Here is a 25,792-nt window from a genome sequence, read left to right as displayed (position 1 = left end):
TTGGTTATGGTAGAATTCCCCTGAGAGGATGTGGATACATGTTTGTTTATCAGGATCAAGAGATATCCATGCGGCTGCTTGAGCCAAGAGACGCAAGAAGTCTGTATTTGCTCATCCAGCGGTCGAGAGAGCATTTACGTGAATGGATGCTTTGGGTGGATTCAACGCAGACAGAGGAAGACAGTATGGCGTTTATCCAAGGTGCGATGCAGCAAGCGATGCAGAACAACGGTTTTCAAGCGGGCATTTGGTCACATGGAGAACTTGTCGGCATCATTGGCACCCATCAAATTCATTGGATCAATAGAACCGTTTCAGTCGGCTATTGGCTCGGAGAAGGCCATCAAGGAAAAGGCATCATGACAAAAGCATGCCAAGCAGTCATTCGCTATTTATTTGAAGAGTGCGGGCTGCATCGTATTGAGATTAGGGCTGCTGTCGATAACCAGAAAAGCAGACGCATCCCAGAGCGATTATCCTTTTCGCTTGAGGGAATTTTAAGACAATGTGAATGGCTGGGCAATCGCTTTACCGATCATTGTGTGTACGCCCTTTTACAGCCTGAATATATAAAACAAAAAACGCATTCGATGAATCAGCCCACTTAATTGTGTCGATTGCATGAATTATTTTACAAAGTGAAGCTTTGTAGTATCCGTTGTGATCGGCATCTGATAAAATAGAAGGAAAAATCGAGGTATGATGTATGTCTCTTATTATTTTATTTTACTTATGGATTGTCCCTTTGTTATTTGGTATTTTCTTCTCCTTCCTAACAAAGAAAGCCACCTACAAACGCCGCTTTGTCCCATCCTATTGCATGATAGGACTCAGCATCGTTTTTCTCATTCTGGCACTCGTCTTTTCAGCCAGCCATTTTCTATTTATTTGCGGTATGTTCCTATTTGCCACCACCCTTGTTGGCACAGGCATTCCCTTATTCTTAGCCTTTGGAAAAACACCATCCTAAACAAAAACCACCTTTTCACGATGGAAAGGTGGTTTCTTTTTATTGAAGAGGCATTCGGTATGTCATTGTGGCATTTGGATGTTCTTCAATCGTCTTCATCATGTCTTGAAGGATCTCGGCTGCGCGATCATTTGAGTCATACTTGCCGAGCATCTTTGCCCAGGAAGTACTCCCCAAGATCATCCCTTCAATTTTTTTGCCGCTTACTGAGACTTCTTGGACATGAATCAGCGTTTGTTGGTTTTGTGTGAGGATCCATAGCATGGTTGTTATTCCCCTTTTCAATTTGTAATGACTTCTATTTGATTTCTTCTCATTTTAAGCTTTTTTAACTGATAATTCATTTGACCATTGATCATTCATTGAATTTTTCAGCATATATTAAATCTGATTCATTAGGTTCTTCCTTATACTCTTTCACATGACCATCTTTATCATATTTTATGTAAGTCATCTCTCGACCAGCAATACATTCACACTCATACTTTTTATTTCCATTCTCAAAAAACTCCACTTGATATCCCTCTGTAGTGTTCTTCCTCATATACCCTATTTTTTTCAAACTGCCATTTGGGTAAAACTCCACGTACTTCCCCTGTTTAATACCTTTCTCTACATAGAAATAACTTTCAACATGTCCGTTTTCGTACATATCATAGGCTAGTCCCGTAAATAGTTTTTCTTTCCCTCCTTGAGTATATTCTACAATCGCTAGTTCATAGGGTCCCCCATACTCTAGAGACTTTTCAAACTCAATACCACTTTCTACAACTAACTTCTTTGTCAATATATCATTCAATATTTAAAAACCCTTTCCGTTTCTATGTTTGAACAAAACAAAAAACAGCTGTAAAAAATTATATAATCCATTTTCACTTGCTCATGAGGTGGCTTCTAGCACTTTCTTGATAATGAAAAATTCCTTCACCATATTCATCACTATCAAATAATTTTCTAAACTCCGATCAACACAAAAAACCTTTTAAGACATTTAGTCATCAAGGTTTTTGTATTTCATAATACTCTAATTCAATGCATCTTCTAATGTTTTCTTTTCATGTTCTAACATGCCACTTATGATAATACCACATACTACTTCTTCTTTATCCAAAGCAAATCCTACTGTATCATTTTGTAAAATAGATACTGCATCATTTTCTGAGAATGAAATGAATACCTTATCCCTACCTATATACACGTCTAATTTACCTTTTTCGTCTATATAGGTATTATCATTAGATTCTTCTATCTGAAAACTCGGTACACCTTTAACCATAATTATATCTTCCATATCTAATTTCAAACTTTCCATTTTGTGTACATTTTCACTTAACGTTAGTGTAATTGAACGAATATTACCCGTATATTTCCCTAAACCTATTTCAATTAAAGATTTCTTGAAATCTCCAGTTCTCCAATATATCGTTGGCTCTTTTGATATATTCCAACTACCAAATTCTATATTAATCGGTGTATAAAGATCATATTCAATGTTGATAGGTTGACTGTCTTTATATTCTATTACTTTTAACATCATCATTTCTCCTTTTAAGGCATATACACAGCATGCTTTATTACTGGTAGCAATCCGTCTCCGCGAGGTTTACTAAATATTAATTCCCAATTACCTACCTTCATAATTTCTTCATATTTAATTCCTTGCTTGGCAGCATTGTTAACAGAGCTTTGGAAAATCGACAATAAAGTTTGACTATTTATCGGCATACCATGTGTCGTTGCATCTCTAGTTATATACTCAACCATATGTTTTGTCCCATTAGGGTGCACCCAGAACTTTCCATCAACTGTTGCTAATTCAAAAGATTTTGGGATTTTTGTACCTTCATAAAGTGGTTGAGTAACTTTTATATCCTTCCACACTGTACCATTATCCACATTTTTAACAGTACCACCTTTAATCCCCATCTTCCCATTGAACCCCTTCGCCCCAAACGGCAAAAGCATTCCCAGAGCCGCATTCATACTCGCTTCCTGCTGTTCTTTTGAGATCTTATTCCCAAACATATCACGCCCTGTAATCGCTTCGCTGAAGCCGTTGGTGGCGGTAAGACCATATAAGCCTTTTTGAGATGTTTTTAAGGCGTCAAAGGATTTTTGCGATGTCTTGTAAATGTCAACTGCTCTCACTGCGGCTGATGTGGCTTGAGTTGTTTTATAGACGGCTTTACCACCTTTGAAAATACGACCTGCCCATCCGACGATTGGGATATAACCCGCTGCTGCCATGCCGCCTGCGGCGACGCGCTGTCCTGCGGTGAGCTCTTCACCTGTGATCGGGTCAACACCTGTTGCGGCACGTTTTGCATCGTTCACACCTGTCAATTCATTGACGATATTTCCGCCATAATCAAGTGCTTTTTCATACCAAGGACGGTTGGCGAGTGCTTCTTGTTCCTTTGCGATCTCGCGTGCTTCTTCTTGTTCTTTTTTGATTTTCAGATATTCAGAAGTTTGCTTCTCAATATCGCTTTTTGCCTTGTAGATTTCGCTATTTTGATACGCTTTCTTGTCAAAATTCATAGGCGAAATGGCTTTTCCATCATTTGTGGCATTCATCATTTCCGTATACAATGCCATTGTAGCTTGCTGCTCCGTTTCTGACAAAGCATATTCATCTTTTAAATTTTGATCAAGCTCTCTTAGATCTTTGATCGTCTTTTTTCGCTCGTCTTCCGCATCTGCAATTTTTTCATCAAAGGTTTGACTATCAAATACTTCTAGAGAAATGAGGTCGTCGATGTCTTGAAAAATCGTTTTAAGCGCCTTTTTTTGATCCTTCACAATGCTTTTGGCATTTTTGATGCCCATATGTACAGCGTTGTCTAAAAAGTGTTCTTCTACGAAGGTTTCGCCGCCAAAACTCGTATCATCAAGTGTCCCAGAAACACCTTCATGAAAGGCTTTTTGCTTATCAATGAAGCTGATAAACATATCTACATTTCCAGCCAGTTCTTTATAAAAGCTTTTAATGTTATCGGCACCTTTTCCAGTGAAATCATCACCGAGGTTTGCCACGCCTTGAAGTGTCTTTTTCAAGTCTACCATTTGTTCACGGAGTTCCTGGTAGTGTTTTGCCCTTGCGTCCATGGCACTTGTTAGTGCTTTTGCATCAAGTATCTTGCCCAGAAGAAGTCACTCCCTCCATTATTGATCATAAAGTCTATTTTACCTTTCTCAGCGAATTGGAAAAATAGGCTTTAAGTTACAAAAATTATTTCCAAATATTTTAATAGAGATGAAGGCAAGTGACAATTGAAATATTTTTCCTAATCATCGCAAAAAAAGTCAGCCCTCTTTTCAGAAGACCGACTACTTTGTGTTTAGAAAAAGCGTTTGAGGCTTTTCTTGAGTGGAGGGATATCCAGCTCACCTTTTTCAAAGAATTTTTTCAATAAATATTTACTGAAGCCTGCTGCTTGGGTGTAAGTGATTTTCCCAGGTAACGGAGGTTCATTGGCGACAGCGACATCAATAATGACTGGTTTATCGGATTGAAGAGCTGTATCAAAGGCTGGAGCTAATTCTTCATGTGATGACACGGAGATTCCTTTGCCGCCACACGCTTCTGCAAACTTAGCAAAATCAATATCCTCCAGCTCTATACCATAATTTATGTTTCCTTTTACCTGTTGTTCATATTCAATCATCCCTAAATTGTTGTTGTTTAAGATTACGACAACGATCGGCAGCTTATACTTTACAGCTGTCACAAAGTCTTGCATGACCATTGTGAAGCCTCCATCACCACAGACGGCAATGGCTTGTCGGTTCGGTTCATTCAATTTAGCTGAAATCGCACCAGGTAAACCGCAACCCATTGTGGCAAGCCAGCTGGAGATAATGAAATCCTGCTGTTTCATTTCAAAATGACGTGCCATCCATACCGTGACATTACCAACATCAACTGAAAGAATGGCATTGTCCTCGACTGCTTCTTCTAGTCTAGCAATGACTTGCTGCGGTTTAATTGGTGAAGTAGCAACAGATTTTTCTTTATCCATTTCTTCTCGCCACTTCATCATATGCTCTGTACAAGCTTCAAGAAAGCCACGCTGTTCTTTATATTCAATGTAGGAAGTTAGTTCATGCAAACCACTCTTGCTGTCGCTCACAATTCCCACATCTACCGGATACCTTTTGCCGATTTGATCTGGTTTAATATCTAGTTGAATGGCTGGCGTGTCCTCTGGTAAGTAGTCTCTATATGGAAAGGAGGTGCCAAGCATAATTAAGAGATCACATTCTTCCATCGCTTCATATGCCGGCTTCGTTCCAATTTGACCTAAGTTACCTAAAAAGTATGGATGCCTGTCTGGCACAACCCCTTTTGCAGGAAGCGTGATGACGATAGGAGCAGCTGCCTTTTCTGCAAATGAAAGAAGCTCTTCTTTTGCATGTCTTAATCCTTTACCTGCTAAGATGACTGGCTTCTTAGCATTGTTAATCAGCTGAGCTGCCTTTAGCAATTGATCTTTCTTCGCCCGTACTTCTCCCTCAACATAAAGAGGAGATGTATAGACGGGTTTACGCTTTATTTTTTGAGAAAATAAGTCATCCGATACGGTGAGAACTGCCACACCTTTATGGGTATAAGCTGCTTTGATGGCTTGATTCAATAAGTCAGGCAGCGCCTCTGCTGTCTGTACCTGCTGATTAAAGACAGCGACATCGTCAAACATTCGCTCCAATTTGATTTCTTGGAATGCGTCTCTGCCTACTTCGGCCGAAGCAACCTGCCCTGCAATTGCTAAAACTGGTGCACCATCTGCTTTTGCATCATACAGCCCATTTAATAAGTGGACAGCACCCGGCCCAGCGATTGATAAGCAGACACCAAGTTTACCTGTTAGTTTGGCATCAGCCGCCGCTGATAGTGCTGCCACTTCTTCATGTCTCGTTTGGATAAATTTTATTTGGCTTGATTCATGCCTAAGTTCTTCAATCAATTCGTTTATACTATCGCCGGGCATTCCATAAATATGTTTCACGCCCCACTCTTCCAGTAGCGCTGTTACTTCTTTTCCTGCGGTTCTTTGCGGCATGTGAGAAAACTCCTTTTTTCTTACTCCATACCACCGCATCCTTTTGATCAAACGTTTCAACCTGCTTCTGCTACTTTTTAAAATGATAGGGCAGGGTTGCCACCACAATATCCCGCTTCCATAATAGGCGGAATCTTAATAAAAAGGCAGATTGATTATGCAAAATGGTGTGCCATCTTTTTTTCGGTATAAATTGTGGCACGAGGACCATCACTTTATATTGATGGGCATTTGCTTTTGTCTCAACTGTCTCAAGAAATTTATCTAGTGGGTGAATGAGGCTTCGATAGGACGAATGCAGCATCACAAGCCGTACACCGCTATTGAGTTTTTCCCAATCTTCTTCAATTTTCTTATCCTTTTCTTTATCAAAGGATACATGAACCGCTATGACTTGCTCTGATAAAGATTTTGCATACTGAACAGATTGTTCAACAACACGTGTGACTCCTGCTATCGGTACGATGACCACATTTCCTTTAATCTCAACTGGCTCTGTTTCATTCAATAAACGCAGTTGTTCTCCAACAGACAAATAATGCTTTTTAATGGAATAAAAGATAAATAAAACAATAGGCAGGAAAACAAATATTGGCCATACGAGATGGAACTTGGTCAAAATGAGAATCATAAAAACTGTAAAAGAAATCAGTGCTCCGACAATATTGATTGGCATTTTCGTTTTCCAGCCCTGCGGTTTTTCACGAATCCACTTCACACACATGCCGGTCTGCGACAGGGTAAATGGAATAAACACACCGACAGCATATAGCGGGATGAGATGTTCTGTCTTCCCATCAAACAACCAGATGAGCAGCATAGAGGCTACGCCTAGAAAGATAATGCCATTAGAGTAACCAAGCCGGTCTCCTCTAACAGTAAACATACGCGGCATATATTTATCCTTTGCTAAATTGACAGCCAATAACGGAAAGGCTGAAAAGCCGGTATTTGCCGCTAATATTAGAATTAGCGCTGTGACTGCCTGAATCACGTAATAGAAAAACGTACGTCCAAAAGTGTCTGACGCAATTTGTGATACAACCGTTTCTTCTGGCTTTGGCGAGATGCCGAAACCAAATGCAAGCAATGTGACTCCCACAAATAAAACAGCTAGCAATCCACCCATCATCAACAATGTTCTCGCTGCGTTTTGTGCAGCTGGTTTTTTAAAGGATGGAATCGTATTTGAAATGGCTTCTACTCCAGTCAGAGCAGAACAGCCAGATGAAAAAGCTTTTAATAACAAAAATAATGTAATGCCTTGTACGTGTGTGCCTACCGCTGTATGTTCAGGTGCTGGCGGTACGCCGCCTGTTAATAATTTGAAACCGCCTACTCCAATTAATATAAGGAGTGAAAATACAAACAAGTATACAGGATAAGCCAGAATAGATGCCGATTCTGTTAATCCACGGAGGTTGAGCACCATAATCACGATGACCAATACAATTGAGATCAAGACATGATATGGATATAGTGTTGGAAAAGCCGATGTGACGGCATCGGTCCCCGCTGAAATGCTCACTGCTACAGTCAAAATATAGTCTACAAGCAATGATCCGCCAGCGATCAATCCCGGTTTTTCACCTAGGTTTCTGCTAGAGACGACATATGCCCCGCCGCCTTCTGGATAAGCATAAATGATCTGGCGGTAAGACAGAATTAACGCCATTAAAAGAATTAATACACAACCTGCAATCGGGAGTGAGTACCAAAATGCTGCTGCACTAACGACAGAAAGAACAATTAAGATTTGTTCTGTACCATATGCAACTGATGATAATGCGTCTGATGACAATAATGCCAACGCTTTGATTTTTGATAGTTTTTGTTCTCCTGCTGCCTGTGATTTTAATGGTTTACCAATTAAAATACGCTTCATCAAACTGTACATGTGATGCCCGCTCCTTTAGTGTCAAACGATTTAAGTTGCAAAAGATGGATCGCCAAAAAGACACAGAGGCAATAGAATGCCCCTGTGTCTATTGTTTAGATCACAGGTTGGTCTTTGCTCTCTTTAACGCTTACGAGGTTAGCTGACGGATTCGGGCGCATGAGACTTTGCCCTACCTTAAAAGGATTCACCCCACATGGTGTTTTATACCACCAAAATTGGTTCCCCCGCTCATCGAAATGATTCAGCGATTGGTCTTTTATAAAAGAGATCATACTCCCGTTTGACACCAAAGTAAAGAGATTTTTTCGAGGTCTTTTGACCGTTTATTAATCAGTCTTTTTGCGGTTTTTTCGTACGAAATAAACAATCATCACAACGACAAAAGTGATCAGTACAGCGATACATGCAAAGTAAATCCAAGAATCACCGCCGCCTTGCTTTTCACCTTTTTTAAGATCATTTTTTGCATTGCTGACTGTTTGGTGATTAGAGAACACATCTTTGTTTTTGCTTTCTATTGCAACTGTTGCGGTCTCAGTATTTGTTTGAAGGAATCGAATCACTTCATTTGATATATCAGCGTCAGCTGCCGTCATTCCTGAAAAAACGGTCATGGTTTGTTCTTTATTCCATACGGATGGCTGCGTCCATACAATACGAGCTGTTGTTTCGTTGATCATGCCAAATGAGGATACATCATATTGACCCTTTTTCGCTGGAACGATGAGATCATCTGCTTTTTCTTTTAAAAGAGAGAATGTCTGGATGCCTCCGATGAAAATGAGAGAGTTCTTTTTCAATTGTTCATTTGTCACATTCGATGCTTCAATCAAATGATATTGAGTAGCTTCCGGCTGACTAAATGATTCGGTCAGCATAGCCATTTGATTGATTGAGGCTTGATTGATTTGATCTGGCATAATGATCAATGTGTTTCCTTGCTCCGTTTCTGAAGTGTAAGGAAGCGGCCATGCGGCTAAGTCCGGTGTATCACTAGTTGTTCCTTCTGGTATTTGAAGAGAGCTGTTCTTATCAATGTAAATCCAGCCTTCTTCATCTGTATGTCTACAGGATTCCATGTTTTTAAAACCTGTTGTGACAAACTGTAAGTCCACATATTCGTTCTTTTGAAGCACTTGTGAATCTACTGGAATCGACACATGGTAGAACCCATTCTCATCTTTGTTTCCTAGTTTTGTTAACGGTACGTCGTGCGGTTCGTTATTGATCATCACTGTTAGACGCTCTGCTTTGTTCGCTGGATCTGATTTTTTAAATGATAGATTTAGTTTTGCACCTGATTTTTGTTGAGCCATTAATGCTTTCGGATAATAGTAATGATCAGATGCTGTCTTTTTGGTTCCAACTTTGACATCATCTGCGCCAAAATCTATTAAGGAAATATGATGAGATGGCTTAGAAGCACTAGCTGTCACCTTTTGCAGCAGCAAGTCGGTTCCAGTGAGCTGACCTGTCAGTTCTGGCTGAGTCAAGACATTGATTTTTTCAGCAATTGTCTTTGGCTGCTTAGCAGTGACAAATAAAATGGGCTGTTCTTTTTTCTTTGCTGTCAGGGTTCTCACCGCTAACGTAAGTTGATCGCCTTCTGTTTTAATTCCAGCCGCTTGCTCGAGCGATTTTATTCGTCCATTCCAGCTTCCTTTTGCTCCAACAGCAATAGTTGGGTGCGCAATTTGCTCGACGTCCTTTTCTTGAACGAGTTTGAGGTCTGCTAGGCGGTCTTTGTTTTTCAACGTACGATATACTTTCATAGCCGCTTCTAATTCAGCCGCTTCTGGTTTATTTGGAATCACAATATCTGTTTGTTCTTCCTGATCACCTGATGGAATAAATGGTGAAGGGAAGCTGTCTAACGTCACGTCTTTCGTTTGAACTCCTTTGAACGCCAGCTCACTTTCAGGATATACTTTCAGCCAATTGGCAGGCGTCTCTTGGTTGATACACACACCTTCTTTTAACACACCATAAAATGCGAGCTGAATTTGATGAGATCCTTTTTTCAGTTGCGTTTTGTTCAATTTGATTTGAATCGATTTTTTTGGGTTTTTCCCTGATACAGGGATCGTTTTTTCAATCTCTCCATCGATCATCACTGTGAAAGATGATGGCGATATTAGTAATGGTGAAGCCTCTATATTTAATGTAAGAGTGCTAGACTCTACTTTTTCTTTCTCCATTTGATAGGAAAATTCAGTGCGGTCTTCTTGACCATACAAGGTCACCACATCTTCTGATAGATGCTGCGTTTCTGTTTGATTTCCTTTTGATGAGTGAACCCAATCGTCTTTCACTTGTACTCGATTGGATTGCGCCATTGCTTGACTTGCCATGAAAAAAGGCTGAATGGCAAGGGATAGCGCTAATATTAAAAACATCCATTTGACCGATTTCAATTTGTCACCCGCTTTTCTTTTGTTGTTGATCGTAACGCTCTGTTTTGTACCATTTCACTTCTTGTTTCAATAATCGGCTCTTCACCTCTACACATAAGGAGTACACGACAAGCGCAATCCATACTTGAGAATAGGTGAAGTACATGAGGACCACAATGAGAATATTTTGTTTGGTGAGCTCTGTTTTCTCAATACTTAATGTAATCATCACTTCTGTTAGAAAGAGGAAGAAGGCTAATCCCCAAAGGATTAGTGCGACAGCCCCTACAGATAAATGAAGATCAACAAATAGGTTTACAATAAAGATGCCATTTGAGAGCAGAACGCCGAAGAAAAATAAGAAATACGTAAAGAAGAAATAAAACAAATCGAAAACCATTCGTTTTCGTTTCAGCTTCATAAACTGCCTTAAAAATTTAAGGACAACATATTGATTCCCTCTAGCCCAGCGCGTTCTTTGCCGCCACCAGACCTTCCATGTCTCAGGCTCTTGTTCCCATGTGATCGCAGCTGGAAAAAATCGAATCACATATCCCAGGTTATACACACGGATCGTTAATTCGGTGTCCTCGGCCAAAGCTTGGACATCCCAGCCGCCGAGCTCTTCTAAAATGTGCCGGCGGATGGCGAAGTTGGTACCTGGTATTGTCGCAATACCAAACCATTTCCATCTCCCGCCCTGCGCCATCCATTGGAAACAGATGGTCTCAATATTAATAAATTTGGTCAGCAAATTTTTGGTTGCATTGATCACCCTGAATTTCCCGACAACAGCGCCTGCTTTTGGGTCATTTAATAATCCAAGAACCAAATAATAGACAGCCTTTGGTTCAGGCATGTTATCTGCATCGTATACGCAAATCACTTCTCCTGTTGAAGCCTTCAAGCCTTCATTCAGCGCAGTGGATTTTCCCTTCCCTGCAAATGGCGGCTTCGTTTCAATCATATGGACATGATCATATTGTTCACTGAATGATTGCACAATCTCTCCTGTGCGATCAGAAGAATTGTCATTAATCACAATGATTTCAAGGAGGTGTTTAGGATAAGATAGCTGAACCATCGCTTTTAATGTCTGCCGAATGACGACCTCTTCATTATGAGCAGGAATCAGGATACTGACGGTCGGCAGCTCTTTCCCTTGTTTTGTCCATTTAGGCAGCACTTTTTCATAGGTGAGGTAATGCTGAAAGCCGCCCTGCATGAGAAACATGTGGTATAGAAGCATGATCCAAATGAGCATTAATGAAAGATAAAATAAGACATCAGCCACCTAATTTTCTCTCCTTAAAAATTCGTTTTTTCATTGTCAGTCTTAAATACAATGTGTATAAAGCAAATGCCGCAATAAACAGCATGACCACGACCGTGAGAATTCTCAGCATATTTTCCATGCCACTTCGTTTGACTGTTTTTGTTTCGGCGATGTTGGATTCCTCTACTTGAATATGTCCATTCCCAGATGTTTGGATTTTTACATGTGCAGTTTGGACCGTCTGTTTTGTTTTCTTTACATCCAGCCATTCGCTAGAAGGGATTGCCTCCATCTGTGTGATTAAATTCTGTAACCCTGCTATCCCTAACTCCACGTCATAGGACAGCCCGATTGCGGCTGATTGCAGATGCTGCACGGATTGAATCGTCTGTTCAGTTAAAACATTTGAACCTTCTTTGTCAGACACTTGCTCAACTTGCTGCTGAGGATATAAGGTCATGCCGTGTAACATGGCAGGAGACGTCACGAGCGGCGATGCACCGGCTGTTTTCCAAGTGCGGTCTGACAGCTGCACCTGTCCAAATAGACTGGACACATGCTTTGAAATTACTTCATAACCTTTTTGTGATATCGCATCATGCGGCACCTCGAACGCAAGAGGATATAAGCCTTGCCTAGCAAGAAGCTCAATGCCCTTTGTCAGTTTCTTTTCTGTATAGGCGACTTCTTGCTGCTGATTCAATTTGGTATACGTATGAAAGTCTTTTTCATTTGGGAATTGGCTTTTACTTTGTTTCTTCTCTGCATTTTTTGGATCATTTGTCGTGATGGGCTGATCATATTTTGCATCCCAGAACTCAAATCCCTGACCAGATTCCTCCGTTCGATACGTACGGCTAAAGCCATGAAGAATGATACTCGCTCCATTTTCTTGCAATTGTTTTAACACATTCACGAGCTTCGGGCGGTCGCTCAGTGTGACTTCATCACCTGTTGCTCGATCTATCCAAACAGGGGTCACTGCAATTTGATAAGGAATATGCTGTGCGGATACGTATTGTCCAAGTTCTAGTAGCTTCTTCTCGTCACTTGCTGGACTGATGTTCCCGAGCATTAAGTATTTTGTCTTCATTTGCACAGAAGATGGCATGTATTTTTCTAGCACTTCTGCAAGAAGCTTGTTGTGTTGCACGACATCTAAGATACCGATATATGCCGTACCTTCTTTTGTCTGAGTCACAAATGGCAGATCAGATTGACGTTTCTTCACTAGAAATTCATTTTCCAAGTCTGTCCCTCGAACCGTTAACACATTGATCCTTCTCTCTAGCTGACGGTATGTCTGATCATGTGTATGTTTCAATTGACTGATATGATCTTGTTTGTGAAAAGTAAGCTTGGAGAATGGGCGAAGCTGTTCCGCATTGTATCCAATAGCGATGAATTGCTGTGATTCGTTCATCGCACGAATGGTTTGTTTTGACAGGGTTCTCTTTATTTCTCCAAGATAAATGACTTGCTGAAATTCATTCATCCTCTTTTCAGCCAAATGTTCATCAGATACAATCGTCGTCTGTTTTGAAAAATGACCGGCGAGTAGATCCAGCATATGAACGGCTGGAGTCACTTCCCCCGATGGTGTGGAATAAACGATCAGTGTATTTGGCTGCGTGACGAGCGCATCGGCTGAAGCCATGTGTTTAAACGAAAGAATCGAAAAAAGCGTGATCATCAAACAACATTTCATCAAAGAATTAAAGTTCATTCATCATCATCTCTTTTTCTAGTTCTTCTAAAAACTGCTCTGGCGTACGATAATCCGAGCTGCTTGTTAAATGACAGACATGAAATGTCAAGGTCACTTCACGACCGTTTAATAGGACATGCGTTTGCAGTTTATCCTTTAGCTTATCAAGGACAACTGACACATTTTCTTCTGGTGTATGGGTTAGCAGCAAGCCCATTCGTTCTTCAGATAACCGAAATTTTTTATCGGTTTCTCTTACGCTTTCGCGTATCTTGAGACTTAATTGCTGAAATAGATGCTGCATTTCTTTTTCTCCATATAACGATTTGAATTCCGCTGCGTAATTCATATGAAGAAGGATAAAGACAAATGGCTGTTTGTACCGTTCCGCCCGTTTCATTTCCTCGGATAATTCGAGCTTCATCCGCTCAGCATTGTCAAATCCTGTTGTCGAGTCAATCGCCACAAATTGTTTGATGGCCTGCTTTTGTTGTTCAATGGTGTGACGCAGCGTATTGATCCGTTCATGCAAGCTTCCCGCTGAAATAGCGAAAAAAAGAAGTGCTACGCCCCAAATTACTACATCTTGCAATGTTTGATTTGAAAAAAGGGAATTTTCATGACCAAGCTCTGTAAAGAACATGACGCTTCCTATAAAGAACAAAAACAGTAAGGTGAAAATTAATGATGGTAGGATACCAAATAAAATACCACAGCCTAACACGACAAATGTCAGTGCGATGATCATAAAGCTCTCCGCATCTTGTACGTTAAGGTAGCCCATAAACAAAATAAGGCCTGCAAACGTGAGGAGCAGAGAATAGTACAAGCGATACGTGTTACTGAACAACCGATTCATTTAGAAGCTCCCTTTCTGCAATTAAAGGCAATAAGTTATCAAATGAGTGTGTCTCTTTTTCGTTCATGTATCCTCCGTAGTAAGGCTTGAGAGGATCTTGAGTTTGTAATTCTTTCATGCGGTGATAGACAGTCTTTGCGAATTTCAGCTCGTTTTGTTTAAGGGCATACAAAATGACGAGTGCATATACCGAAGGCGATTCATATGTGACAGATGGCTTCAATGTGCTCAGTTTGTATCTTCCGTACAGTTTGCCTTCTTGTTTAAACGACGTTTTAAGCCATTTCATGATCTCGGACGTATTCACCTTTGCATGATATGCATGTAAAGCTGTATAAAGTTGATCGATCATATTGATTTCTTGATCGAATGAATAGGTTTTTTTCTTTATGTCATAGGATTTAGGAAAGAATCCTTTTTTTCTCGGTGCTTGTTTTAGAATGGCTAATTGGTTACTGGTCATTTGTTTCGTGAATATTTGGAGGGATTCCAATTCTTTGATTGCTTTTGGGTCTATATATGAGAGTGTGATTGTATGTGAAGTTCGATTGGTTGATGCATCATAATAATCGGACAATATGCCTTTGAACATGTTTTTTTCTTTTAACGCTTGAGCGATTTCTTTTGCTGTCGTTTGATACGCTGACTTCTTCCACAAATGATTTGCCTTTTGAAGTGCCGTCACTACACGTAAATCATCAACTAAAGCATTGGCCTTATTTTTTTGATCGGATTCAATTTGCCAGCTGAGAAGATGATGGTCTAGTAAAAATTGATCTTGCAGAACATCAAATTGTTGGTCAAATGAATTTTGATCTTTTTTTCGAACAAGATAATCCATCCAAAGTCCAAGTGATTCAGATAAGTAAATGTGCTGCTCTGCAAAAGAGGTGCGAATCAAGCCTTGATCTGTCATTAAGTGGTGAGTGATAAAATATTCTCCAGGCAAAACGGGCTGAGGTGATACTGGATCAGCTGATTCTTTCTGCTGTTCCCAGGTACATCCGCCTAGTAGAATGACAATGAGTAAAACAATTGCTGTACGATATATGCGTGTATGCATTCGTGTCCCCTTTCAATTCCGCGTTCTCTAAGCATCTAACGATTTATTATAGAGCGTTTTTGTTTAAATTTAAATGAATATTTTATGCCAAATTACGAGCCTTTTCGCATATTTATTCCCATTTTCAGAAAAACAATATGTCGATACACTTAATAATACTGAAAAACCCATGCGTTTCCGCACGGGTTTTTATAGAACTATTGATCTAATTTTAACTTCTTTAATTGTTCAGCTAGTGCGTTATTAATTGGTTCTTCCACTTTCTTTTGTTTCTTCATATATTTAGACACATCGTGCTTACTGGCTTTCTTTTGATTGGATTGAGATTTGCGTTTTTCGAAGACAGACAGTTTTTCTCTATGGCCGCATACACAAGCAAAGATTTTGCCATCGCCTTCTCCGCGCAGCTCGAGCTTTTTATGACAGTTCGGGCAGCGTGCGTTTGTTTTCTTCGCCACATTTTTACGATGGCCGCATTCTCGGTCCTGGCAAACGAGCATCGTGCCATGTTTTCCATTCACTTTCAGCATGAGTTTACCGCAGTCTGGACAATGGGTGCCAGTGACATTGTCATGCTTAAAGGTCTGGTTCGTCTGTTTGATTTCAGATACAGCTTGTTTGGCATATGACTTCATTTCACTCATGAATTGAGAAGCTTTCAATTGCCCTTTGGCGATTTTAGAAAGCTTTTGTTCCCATTCCGCTGTTAATGCAGGAGACTTTAAGTCCTCAGGCACTAACGAGAGCAGCTGCTTCCCTTTCGATGTGATGAAAATGTCTTTGCCCTTTTTCTCGATTAAGAAGCTATTGAACAGCTTTTCAATAATATCGGCTCTTGTTGCTACTGTTCCTAGTCCACCTGTTTCACCAAGGGTTTTCACTAAGTCCTTTTCCTCGTTCTGCATAAATGCCGCTGGGTTTTCCATAGCAGATAATAGGGTCGCTTCATTAAAACGTGCAGGAGGCTTCGTTTCTCCTCTTGTCTCTTTCAGCTGTCGTACATCTAGTGACTGTCCTTCTGAAAGCAGCGGCAAATGTTGATCTGCCTCGGCTGATTCCTCTTCTTCATATGAGTCATCGTACACGGCTTTCCAGCCAGCTGCTTGCACGGTTTTCCCTTTTGCTGTGAACGTTTCACTGCCTATTTTGGTGATGACCGTTGTTTCCTCATACTCGAAAGGATTCATGAGTACCGCAAGGAATCGTTTGGCAATGAGGTCATATAATTTACGCTCTTTATCGCTTAATACTCCTGGGTACAGCTCTTCCTCGGTTGGAATAATCGCATGGTGATCTGACACTTTGGCATCATTGACGAAGCCTTTGTGCGCTTTGACACCTGATTGTAAAATCCGGTTCACATGCTGGGCGTACGGTCTGACGTTCATTCCTTTTAAACGATCTTTTAATGTAGGAACGATATCCGCTGAAATAAATCGTGAATCTGTACGTGGATATGTTACGAGCTTATGCTGCTCATACAATCGCTGAAGCGTAGATAATGTTTCTTTGGCTGAAAAACCATAGCGTTTATGTGCATCACGCTGCAATTCAGTCAGATCGTACAGTCCCGGCGCGAAAGCTTTTTTCGCTGTTTTTTTCAACGCATCAACCACTGCTGGTTTTCCTTCGCAGGCTGTCAAGCGTTCTTTGATCACACTCTCTTGGAATGTCCGGTTTTGCTTTGTTTTGGCATCCTGCCATGTCAAAGTCAGTCCATCTACTTGTGCAGTCAATCCATAGAACGGCTTCGGCTGAAATTGCTGAATGTCTTCTTCTCGTTTGGCGATCATGGCGATCGTTGGTGTTTGCACCCGTCCGCAGGAAAGCTGTGCATTGAACTTCGTTGTCAGCGCTCTTGTTGCGTTGATGCCGACAATCCAGTCTGCCTCTGCACGTGCAACGGCTGAGCGATACAGGTTATCGTATTCTTTGCCGTCTTTTAATCGTTTGAAGCCTTCTTGAATGGCTTTGTCCGTGACAGATGAGATCCATAATCGTTTCAAAGGCTTTTTCACATGCGCTTTTTCAAGAATCCATCGAGCGACAAGCTCCCCTTCACGTCCAGCATCTGTTGCGATGACAATGTCTTTGACATCTTTCCTCGCAAGCTGCGCTTTCACTGCTTGGAATTGTTTTCCTGTCTTTTTCATCACCACAAGCTTAAGCGGTTCTGGAATGATTGGTAAATCCTCTAAACGCCAGGATTGAAATTCTTTTCCGTAGCCTTCTGGATCAGCCAGTGTGACCAAATGGCCAAGCGCCCACGTCACAATGTATTGATCTCCTTCTAAAAAGCCATTTCCTTTTTTATGACACTTCAGTACACGTGCAAGATCACGTCCGACTGAAGGTTTCTCTGCTAATACAACTGTTTTTGACACTAGATTTCACATCTCTTTCTTCTATCCATCCTTTTATTATAGCAGACGTGGAGATGCGGTTCTAATGGCGGATTATTTCTTCAATCGTGTGATGATTTCGTTTGTGACTTCTTGCGTTTGATAGGCGCCGCCGATGTCTGCCGTTAAAAAGCCATCTGCTGTGACTGATTCGATGGTTTCGAGCAGATGTGTGCCCAGTTCTTCCTCTCTGAAATGATCCAGCATGAGTTTAGCCGTCCAGATTTGACCGATTGGGTTAGCGATTCCTTTTCCCGCAATGTCTGGAGCTGATCCGTGTACAGGCTCAAACATGGATGGGTATTTGCCATTTACATTGATGTTGGCGGCAGGCGCTACGCCAATACTTCCCATAATGGCTGCCCCAAGGTCTGTCAAAATATCACCAAACAAATTACTGGCAACAATCACATCGAATTTTTCTGGTCTTGTTACAAAGAAGGCTGAGAGCGCGTCAATGTGCTGTGAGTCTGCTTTCACCTCTGGATAATCCTTTGCTACGTCTTGAAACACTTCATCCCAAAAAGGCATGGTATGAACGATCCCATTCGATTTGGTTGCACTCGTCACATGCTTTCGCCTTTTTTCTGCTAATTGAAAGGCAAAACGCATCGCACGCTCTGTCCCTTTTCTTGAGAACACTGCATTTTGAACTGCAAGCTGATCTTCCCCTTGATACATACGGCCTCCAATTTCACTATATTCACCTTCACCGTTTTCTCTGACAACTAGAAGATCGAAATCCTTTGGCTGAGCAAGCGGTGAGCGAATGCCGCTAAGCTGTTTTGCAGGTCTGATGTTTATCACCTGTTCAAATTCCCGCCTAATCTTAATAAGCAGTCCCCAAAGTGATACGTGATCCGGCACTAAATTGGCATCTCCGACAGCCCCTAAGAAAATGCTGTCAAAGGCTTTCAATTGATGTAATCCATCCTTTGGCATCATCTCGCCATGCTCTAAATAATATTCACAGCTCCACGGAAAATCCTGAAAGGTAAAAGACAGACCGCCATGCACTTCTGATACCGCTTTCAATACTCGTATGGCTTCAGGTACAACTTCCTTCCCAACCCCGTCACCTGGTATCGCCGCAATTGAAACATGCTTCATTTATTTCTCCCCCTTTATTATCGGTCGACCGTCGACCGTTTAAGTTTGAGTTTACTAGAGAGTGCATGTTCTTTCAATGGATAAAGGCGCTTTTTTGATCAAAGCGCCTGTTTATCCTGCAAAAGCATCGAGGGTTTCTCCTTCTTCCTCTTCGTACCTTTTTTATCTGAAAGCAGCAGTCCGCCTAAGGTCAGAGCCGTTCCAAGTACAGACATGAAAGTCAATCTCTCATGAAGAACGATCATTGAAATGACCATCGTAATAATAGGAACGCCATAAATATACACACTCGCTTTCACCACACCGAGCGTTTTCACTGAAAAACTCCATGTGAGAAAACAAATAGCTGATGCGAACAGGCCTAAAAACAATAAGTGAAAGGCAAACGACGGGTTCGTCAATCGCCCCCAGTCTATACGAATTTTAAAGTGCCAGATCAGGGGAAGCATCCAGAGTAAGCCGTAAAAAAAGACACGTCTCGTCACTTGAATGATATGGTATCCATATTGATTGATGATTTTCGATAAAATAGAATAGAAGGCCCAGACAATGGTCGCCGTTAATGCTAGCGCATCACCGATTGGATTCAATTGGAACGTCGTCATTCCATTAAAGCTAATCAGGACAATTCCTGTCATCGCGATGAAAAAGCCTATGAAAAACCGGCGATGCAAAGGCTCATCTTTCAATAAAAAATAAGCCAATAAAAATGAGAAGAATGGTACAACTGAGCTGATGACACCTGCATTCGAAGCAAACGTATAGGTGAGTGCGACATTTTCTAAAAAATAGTATAAGACCACACCACATAAACCTGCGAGCGCAAACATCAATTCATGCTTTTTACGCTGCACCTTCATAGTGACCGGATAGATCATCATCAGAGCGAGATATCCAATAAAAAAGCGGAAAAATAATATTTCTGTTGGAGAAAAAGCCGTTAACAATATTTTGGTTGAGATAAAGGTTGATCCCCATAGAAAAATGGTGAACATGGCCGCCAGATGACCAAGAAGCTGTTTATTTTTCATCTGCTGTTACCTGCTTTGTGAAAATTTGCTGATATTGCCCTGGTGTGAGCCCAATAAATTCTGAAAAGAAATGACTCAAATGACTTTGATCAGAAAAACCGGTGGAGACTGCCGCATCTACAGGCTTCACTCCTTTGGCGAGAAGCTCCTTCGCATAATTCACTCTCACTGTTTGTAAATAACGATACGGCGAGATCCCTCTGTACTTTGTAAAAGCACGCAGAAGTGAGTATTTATTCATGGATACAAGCTCTCCTAAGTCGTCTAACGATATATTTTCCGTAAGGTGTGTTTCAATATATTGCTGTACGTCTTGGACTTTTTGTTCGGCGGCATGTACTACTGACGCTTTTTCCTCTGATGTATCAGCGTAGGCTTCAATCAGCTGCTTCATAAAGAAATAGAACGTTTCCTGTTTATTCAAAGCTGGGGCTTCTTCTGTCATCATTTGATGAAGATCATATAACGGCTTTGTCAGTTCACTTTGTGAAAACACAGGAGCTTTAAAATGCGGCTTGTGCTGAAACATCTTCTCTATCACATCTGCTTCAATATTTAAACAACGATAATCTAGTGTACTGTGATCAATCTGCTCGCATGCATGATTGTCATATGGATTGAAAAGAAGAATGTCTCCCTTTTCAATGATGTATTCTTTATTTTGGCAGATCAAACGTCTTTGACCATCCTCAATAAATCCAATCACATAGTATGTATGAAAATGATTCGGGAACTTTTGCATGATGCCATGAAAGCGATACGCCTCTATTTGCAAGTCCTGATCAAAATGTACCGTTCGTTCCTCTTGTGTTTTCATGTCGATCCCCTCTTTCACTGAACTGATCATCAGTGTAGCACACCCTTTTTCTCTTGAATTGTACGATATTGACTTTTCCGATGCAGGCTTGCCTAGAGGGAAAAACTTGGATAACATGAGACAAAAGATGATGTGTAAATGAGGGAATGACAGGATGAATTCATTCGAGATGGAAAGACCAGCACCATACCATATGCAATTTTATGAACAGCTGAAGCAAATGATATTTGATGGACAGTTTCAGCCAGGGGAACGCATCAATGAGACACAGCTTGCCAAACAATTTGGTGTAAGCCGATCACCAGTGAGAGAGGCAATGAGACTTTTAGAAAAAGATGAGCTCTTGATCGCTGATCATCGGTCGGGCTACTCTGTCTATACGTTAACGGAAAAAGATGTCGAGGAGCTTTATCAAATTCGGATCGCCCTAGAAACGCTTGCTGTTGAGCTTGCATGCAAGGAAGCCTCGCAAAGAGAGCTGGAGGAAATTGGGCATGTCCTCACGCAGGCAGACGAAGCAATCAAACAGCAGCTGCCATCTAAAGACATCGTCCAGTTACATGAAGCCTTTCATCAAAAAATCATTCTAGCGAGTCACAATCACCGCTTATGTAAACAATTGAATCATGTGAATGCACTCATTCATTTTTGCCGCATCTTTCATTTTAGCGGCGGGGCGCGTGCTGAGACGATTCAAACAGAGCATGCTGCCATTTATTCTGAAATGAAAGAGCGCCGCTCCACAGAAGCCATCCAAGCAATGACGAATCATTTGTTACATGATGTGATGCACTTAAAGCAAGTACTCTCTGAAACAAACACGGATTAAGTGATTTTTCCTTTTTCCCATTTTTTAAGCATTACATGAACATATTTTGAATTTTTCGTAGATTTCAGCATGTCCAGACGATCTTTCGTTTATATTAGAAGATGAGAAACTAGCTTTTATACAGGAGGATTTGTTTATGCATACAAGTATTAGCCGTCTTCGAAAGGCGGGTTTTATTGAGGGTATGTCTCTTTTAACCCTTCTTTTAATTGCCATGCCTCTGAAATATTTTGCGGATATTCCGATGGCAGTCACCATTGTAGGCTCTCTTCATGGCGCATTGTTTGTCATCTATATGCTGATTTTGGCATATGTGACCTTTAAAGTTCGCTGGCATTTGAAATGGTCGATCGCTGGTTTTTTTGCGGCGTTCATTCCTTTCGGCAACTTCGCCTATGATAAGGTGCTCCGCCAGTATGATACAAAAGCTTAATCAAAAAGGGCTAAAACGAAATTCGTTTTAGCCCTTTTTCTACACACTAAAGTATTTTTTAAATCGAGGCATATTTCACTATGGCTGCTTGACGCGTCATTTCGTGATATGCCACCCATAATTCATCACCTGGCAGTACGCTGGTGATTGGATCGATTGGCTGGTTCACTTCATACATCATGCCATCTCGCTCAATCTGAATGATCGCTAGCGGCTGGTTGCCGATGACACCAGCAAATGCGACATGGGTCACTTTTGCACTTCCTTGTTTCTCTTGCATGAGACTGATTTCTTTATCCAGCTCTTCTTGTTTTGTCTGCATCGTGATTTGAGTTCCTGGCGCGACCTCCATATGATCAGGGATGAATTGACTGACCGTTTTTGTGATGGACTGATCTCCGCTAGAAACCGTCACATCTAGCATGATCGGCTTCTGACCATGAATCGTGACTGGATATTGCTTCACCCGCTGGATGGTTCCTGTTAATGTCACGTCTTTCCCCGATCGATTGCGCACTTCATGGCCATAGGCTGCCATTTTCAACTGACCGCTAATGTCGACGAGGTCGGCTTTTTCTCCTGTTCTAAATTCAAAACCAGCGGCTTGAATCATCGGAATGGTATACCTTTTCTGATCTGCTTCAAATGTAAGCGATAAGACCGTGCCTCGTCCTACGGTTCCATATGATTCTATATTTCTTAAAACAGCGCCTTTGATGAACTTTGGCTCACTTGTCTGTGAGAAGTCCCCCTCTTTTAAGAGCATCGCCTTTTTCTTCTTCGGATTGTAGAGAATGGCGATACGCTGACCCGGCTGCGGTATTTGGGTGTAGGATACAACCGTTTTAACTGCCTTCTCGATATTTTCCCCATCGTATTGAAATTGCAGCTGCATTTTGACAAGCGGCTGTTCGTTGATGTAGGTACCCGTTTCTTTGACAGATACAATATTGGCTTCTAATGTGACACTGTCCTTGATCTTGTTCTTTCTCACCAGTCTCAAAATCGGCGGCAGGAAGATGGCTAGCACAAATAACAGCAGTGGAATAAACAGCCATATCGCCCAGTTGAGAATGAGCGGTCCGCCTTTCATGACATATTGCATAAAGGTGTCAACAGACGTTTGGTGAGCAGGACTGGCGTTTTCGATTGAGATCATTTTTTTCAAAGGAAATTCCTTTAGCTCTTTGCTCTTCGTCTCAAATGCACCCGTTAATTGATTGTCGATTGAATAATAGATCCAATCGCTTTTCACATTTTTATTGAAAGAGAGTCCTTCTCTTTGTAACGTTTCATATGAAAACGACTGCAAAAGCTTGCTAACAGACGTCGCCTTATTCGTGCGGTGGTTATAAATATAACCAGTCAGCTTGCCTTTTGCTTCGTCCTTTGCTGTAGAGCCTGCAAGAAGAACTTCTTCCTCATTAAGCTGGTAGATAAGGGTTTGATAAATCGGTTTTGGTGTTGGGACGACTTCCCCAAGCCTTCCCTCTGCATTCACTTTCCTTGGTCTTTTTGGATAGTTAGATTCGACAGCGACTGCAACATTTTGGGATGTTCCGATCGTTTTTTCCAGCTGCTGCTCCACTTTATCTTCAATGAGGCTAAACGGTTCAGCGTTTTTGGAGACATAGACCCCAAGCTGATTCTTATCGTTTGAGACTCCGCTGACATATGCCTTCTGGTCATTTTTCAAAGTCAATTCAAATATAGGAATAGGGGTCTGTCCTCTAAAGGAATTCATGACGACATCGATGGAAACTGGCCTTGCTGGCAGCTTTAGCTCGCTTAGATTGTGCACATGAAACTGACCATCCTTTAGCTCACCAAGGACTGCAGCGGCGCCTTCCATTTCTCCTGTAAACACAAGCCGTCCATTCCATTGATATGTATTCGTTTTTAAAAACGAGGGTATCTGTAGATTTTGCTTAACGAGCTCTTTCTTTTCTCCGCTTGGCGTTAGTTTCTCGATCAACAGCTGCCCGTCTTTATTTTTTAAAGCAAGTAAGAGATTGTTACCTTGAATGGATGGCAGCATTTCATTAAACGAATCGCTTGCTGTCGTCCATTCACTGATTCTTTTTCCTGATTGAGGATCATACATTTCAAAATGGAGCTGCTGGTCTTTTGATACAGCACTCACCACTCGTTTTCCTTCATCAAATGTAAATATTCGTTTGACGTCATATTCCGTCACTTTCCCTGCTGACAAATCATCTTGGTAATGGTTCCACACCAAGACACTAAGAATGATCGCTGGAATAAAGAAGACAATATATTTGAGGAAAATCACTGGTATTCTTTTCACTTGATCGCTTCCTTTCATGAGGTTCCTTTATCTTATACGTCAGTGCAACGAGAATGTTTCATGCTAGAAGAATACCATTCCAGCCTTTAAGTTCCATATTTTACAAACTTGGTAGTTTGCGATAAAATCCAATCAGATTCGAAAAAAGGATGTTATCACAATGAGTAAGCTATCATCGATCATTCTAGCGGCTTGGCTGCGTGTTCCCCGTTGGTTCAAGCAATGGGTGCTCGTATCCATTTCCATTTTCTTTTTTTATATGTGTTTTGTAAAGGGGCTGACTAGCTGGCATACCTTGCCGCCCATCACTTTACTATCATGTGTCATCGGTTCTTTCTTCATTTGGCTGTTATGGCTAAAAGGTCAAAAAAATAAGTGAAAGGGGGAAAATCATGAAAGAATCCATTAGTTATTTTGCTATCTCTTTTGTTCTGCAATTGGTTTGGTTTGGCATTGTGCACCCAAATAGAGGCGTGACACTCTTGGACATGTTCATTTTTTCTATTTTGTTTGCGGTGATGTTCTTTTTTATTCAGAAGATTTGGCGTTATCAGAAGAAAGGAAGAAGTGAGTGATCATGAAATGAATCCAATGAAAAAGGCTGCCAAATAGATGGCAGCCTTTTTCTTGCTTTTTTCATGCAAATAAATAATCAATGTGTGATCTCCGTTACGGAGTGTATGAATTAAGATTCGATCATATCAGTGTGTCATATGTGTTCCGAGTGAACCTACGTTTGAAAGTAAACGCCATGGAAGTTCTGGATAACAAGACAACGAAAGCCCTACCTCTCATTCGTCCTTACGGCTCCGAAGCCGTGCCAGTGTGAATTGTAAATCAAAACGTCTTTTTTCCACTCTTCCGCTTTTATAGGGGGCGGGTGCAGAAGGAAAAGAATAAGTTTGTTCGCTTTGACAGCGTCTCGTTCTTATCTAGTAGAAGCTCTATTGCTTCTCATTATGTCATAGAAAAAAGAAAGTTTACTTTCTTTATTTATTTGCTTATTTCAACACTTAATATAAAACTATAACACATCCCCCCATCTTACGCAAGTGTTAAAGTGATAATTCAGCTGGAGTACGGTTTCCTTCATTCATGTAACGAATAGATGTTGGATCAATCTTCAGAATCACTAGGTTCGGATCATCTTTTCCTTTAAACCATTTCTCCATCTCCTCAGACCAAAGGCGGTCGATCAGTTCTGGATCATCGGTTAATGTGGCGGTACCTGCGATTTCTGCATACGTGTCACCGAATCCTTCACCTGAATAACCAATGAGAATATGGACATTCGGGTTTTTTTCAATTTCGTCTGCTTTATGTGTTTCTTTGCTCGTTGGTGTATATAATGTCAGTCCCTCATGGAAAAAAGTCATGTAGCGGGTATGCGGCTTATCCTGTTCAACGGTCGCCAGTGTTCCGACCTTTTGTTCATCTAATAGATTGAGTACCTTTTGTTTTAATTCTTCTTGTGACATATCGTTTCACTCCTTCAAATTTCATCCGTACTCTTAGGTTTCCACGACAATCCATTCATTAAACAAAGAAATGTGTTTTTCATAAAAAGAGATCTTCTGGCTGATGCTATAGAAAACAGGCTCAATGAAGGGAGAAGTTGAACATGCATCAT

23 protein-coding genes and 1 riboswitch are annotated in these 25,792 nt (G+C 41.0%); of the genes, 6 read left to right on the top strand and 17 right to left on the bottom strand.

Going from position 1 to position 25,792, the window contains the following annotated elements; all coding sequences use genetic code 11:
- The first annotated feature begins 38 nt into the window (after positions 1-38).
- Both NSQ36_RS02465 and NSQ36_RS02460 read left to right on the top strand, forming a co-directional pair.
- Complete coding sequence (locus NSQ36_RS02465; RefSeq protein ID WP_003213957.1) at positions 39-608, top strand: GNAT family protein; 570 nt, start codon at positions 39-41, stop codon at positions 606-608.
- A gap of 98 nt (positions 609-706) precedes the next feature.
- Positions 707-970, top strand: a complete 264-nt coding sequence (locus NSQ36_RS02460) for a response regulator (protein ID WP_251191097.1) — start codon at positions 707-709, stop codon at positions 968-970.
- Positions 971-1,009: 39 nt separating this feature from the next.
- On the opposite strand, the gene NSQ36_RS02455 is transcribed toward NSQ36_RS02460, so the two are convergent.
- The 15 genes from NSQ36_RS02455 to NSQ36_RS02385 all read right to left on the bottom strand — a co-directional run bounded on the left by NSQ36_RS02455 (position 1,010) and on the right by NSQ36_RS02385 (position 20,592).
- Positions 1,010-1,234, bottom strand: coding sequence for a hypothetical protein (locus NSQ36_RS02455; protein WP_003214145.1), 225 nt, complete (start codon positions 1,232-1,234; stop codon positions 1,010-1,012).
- A gap of 91 nt (positions 1,235-1,325) precedes the next feature.
- Positions 1,326-1,772 (bottom strand): hypothetical protein, encoded by a 447-nt coding sequence (locus tag NSQ36_RS02450; RefSeq protein WP_050945534.1) that lies wholly within the window; start codon positions 1,770-1,772, stop codon positions 1,326-1,328.
- 222 nt (positions 1,773-1,994) lie between these two features.
- Positions 1,995-2,504: a hypothetical protein gene (locus NSQ36_RS02445; RefSeq protein ID WP_050945533.1), complete on the bottom strand. Its 510-nt coding sequence runs from the start codon at positions 2,502-2,504 to the stop codon at positions 1,995-1,997.
- Between the two features lie 14 nt (positions 2,505-2,518).
- On the bottom strand, positions 2,519-4,117 hold the full coding sequence (locus tag NSQ36_RS02440; protein WP_339207311.1) for a T7SS effector LXG polymorphic toxin: 1,599 nt from the start codon (positions 4,115-4,117) through the stop codon (positions 2,519-2,521).
- A 194-nt stretch (positions 4,118-4,311) separates the two neighbouring features.
- Positions 4,312-6,033 carry a pyruvate oxidase gene (locus tag NSQ36_RS02435; protein WP_050945531.1) on the bottom strand — a complete coding sequence of 574 codons (1,722 nt, stop codon included), beginning with the start codon at positions 6,031-6,033 and terminating at the stop codon, positions 4,312-4,314.
- Positions 6,034-6,103: 70 nt separating this feature from the next.
- Positions 6,104-7,930, bottom strand: a complete 1,827-nt coding sequence (locus NSQ36_RS02430) for an APC family permease (protein ID WP_339206662.1) — start codon at positions 7,928-7,930, stop codon at positions 6,104-6,106.
- A gap of 112 nt (positions 7,931-8,042) precedes the next feature.
- A riboswitch (cyclic di-AMP (ydaO/yuaA leader) is annotated at positions 8,043-8,190 on the bottom strand.
- Between the two features lie 69 nt (positions 8,191-8,259).
- On the bottom strand, positions 8,260-10,347 hold the full coding sequence (locus tag NSQ36_RS02425; protein WP_251191099.1) for a cellulose biosynthesis cyclic di-GMP-binding regulatory protein BcsB: 2,088 nt from the start codon (positions 10,345-10,347) through the stop codon (positions 8,260-8,262).
- A 4-nt stretch (positions 10,348-10,351) separates the two neighbouring features.
- Positions 10,352-11,620 (bottom strand): glycosyltransferase, encoded by a 1,269-nt coding sequence (locus NSQ36_RS02420; protein WP_050945528.1) that lies wholly within the window; start codon positions 11,618-11,620, stop codon positions 10,352-10,354.
- Positions 11,613-13,328: a DUF2334 domain-containing protein gene (locus NSQ36_RS02415; protein WP_339206659.1), complete on the bottom strand. Its 1,716-nt coding sequence runs from the start codon at positions 13,326-13,328 to the stop codon at positions 11,613-11,615. The genes NSQ36_RS02420 and NSQ36_RS02415 overlap by 8 nt, the downstream gene beginning before the upstream one ends.
- The gene (locus NSQ36_RS02410) at positions 13,318-14,169 is read right to left on the bottom strand and encodes a GGDEF domain-containing protein (protein WP_339206657.1); all 852 of its coding nucleotides are present in this window, start codon (positions 14,167-14,169) and stop codon (positions 13,318-13,320) included. Before NSQ36_RS02410 ends, NSQ36_RS02415 begins: the two co-directional genes overlap by 11 nt.
- Positions 14,150-15,232, bottom strand: a complete 1,083-nt coding sequence (locus tag NSQ36_RS02405) for a glycosyl hydrolase family 8 (RefSeq protein WP_050945526.1) — start codon at positions 15,230-15,232, stop codon at positions 14,150-14,152. Before NSQ36_RS02405 ends, NSQ36_RS02410 begins: the two co-directional genes overlap by 20 nt.
- Before the next feature lie 197 nt (positions 15,233-15,429).
- A complete protein-coding gene (locus NSQ36_RS02400; protein WP_003214040.1) occupies positions 15,430-17,616 on the bottom strand; it encodes a DNA topoisomerase III in 2,187 nt (728 codons plus the stop codon).
- A gap of 72 nt (positions 17,617-17,688) precedes the next feature.
- Positions 17,689-18,744, bottom strand: coding sequence for a tartrate dehydrogenase (locus NSQ36_RS02395; protein WP_335356145.1), 1,056 nt, complete (start codon positions 18,742-18,744; stop codon positions 17,689-17,691).
- A gap of 98 nt (positions 18,745-18,842) precedes the next feature.
- Positions 18,843-19,775 carry a DMT family transporter gene (locus tag NSQ36_RS02390; protein ID WP_003214411.1) on the bottom strand — a complete coding sequence of 311 codons (933 nt, stop codon included), beginning with the start codon at positions 19,773-19,775 and terminating at the stop codon, positions 18,843-18,845.
- Positions 19,765-20,592, bottom strand: a complete 828-nt coding sequence (locus NSQ36_RS02385; protein WP_339206652.1) for an AraC family transcriptional regulator — start codon at positions 20,590-20,592, stop codon at positions 19,765-19,767. Before NSQ36_RS02385 ends, NSQ36_RS02390 begins: the two co-directional genes overlap by 11 nt.
- Positions 20,593-20,746: 154 nt before the next feature.
- Between NSQ36_RS02385 and NSQ36_RS02380 the strand changes: the two genes are divergently transcribed.
- Both NSQ36_RS02380 and NSQ36_RS02375 read left to right on the top strand, forming a co-directional pair.
- Positions 20,747-21,421 carry a GntR family transcriptional regulator gene (locus NSQ36_RS02380; protein ID WP_339206650.1) on the top strand — a complete coding sequence of 225 codons (675 nt, stop codon included), beginning with the start codon at positions 20,747-20,749 and terminating at the stop codon, positions 21,419-21,421.
- Positions 21,422-21,557: 136 nt separating this feature from the next.
- Positions 21,558-21,854 carry a DUF3817 domain-containing protein gene (locus tag NSQ36_RS02375; RefSeq protein ID WP_003214125.1) on the top strand — a complete coding sequence of 99 codons (297 nt, stop codon included), beginning with the start codon at positions 21,558-21,560 and terminating at the stop codon, positions 21,852-21,854.
- Between the two features lie 58 nt (positions 21,855-21,912).
- Here the strand turns inward: NSQ36_RS02375 and NSQ36_RS02370 are convergent, their stop codons facing one another.
- On the bottom strand, positions 21,913-24,162 hold the full coding sequence (locus tag NSQ36_RS02370; protein ID WP_339206648.1) for a hypothetical protein: 2,250 nt from the start codon (positions 24,160-24,162) through the stop codon (positions 21,913-21,915).
- 160 nt (positions 24,163-24,322) lie between these two features.
- Here NSQ36_RS02370 and NSQ36_RS02365 point away from each other — a divergent pair, with 160 nt between their 5' ends.
- Positions 24,323-24,541 carry a hypothetical protein gene (locus NSQ36_RS02365; RefSeq protein ID WP_251191103.1) on the top strand — a complete coding sequence of 73 codons (219 nt, stop codon included), beginning with the start codon at positions 24,323-24,325 and terminating at the stop codon, positions 24,539-24,541.
- A gap of 13 nt (positions 24,542-24,554) precedes the next feature.
- Positions 24,555-24,737, top strand: a complete 183-nt coding sequence (locus tag NSQ36_RS02360) for a hypothetical protein (protein WP_003214089.1) — start codon at positions 24,555-24,557, stop codon at positions 24,735-24,737.
- 480 nt (positions 24,738-25,217) lie between these two features.
- Here the strand turns inward: NSQ36_RS02360 and NSQ36_RS02355 are convergent, their stop codons facing one another.
- Positions 25,218-25,640, bottom strand: a complete 423-nt coding sequence (locus NSQ36_RS02355) for a pyridoxamine 5'-phosphate oxidase family protein (RefSeq protein ID WP_003213986.1) — start codon at positions 25,638-25,640, stop codon at positions 25,218-25,220.
- Between the last annotated feature and the right edge of the window lie 152 nt (positions 25,641-25,792).

It is taken from the genome of Bacillus sp. FSL W8-1143, from assembly GCF_037965155.1.
GTDB lineage: Bacteria > Bacillota > Bacilli > Bacillales > Bacillaceae > Bacillus > Bacillus pumilus.
Note: the sequence above shows the minus strand (reverse complement) of the source record. Positions and strands in the feature narration are given on the sequence as shown.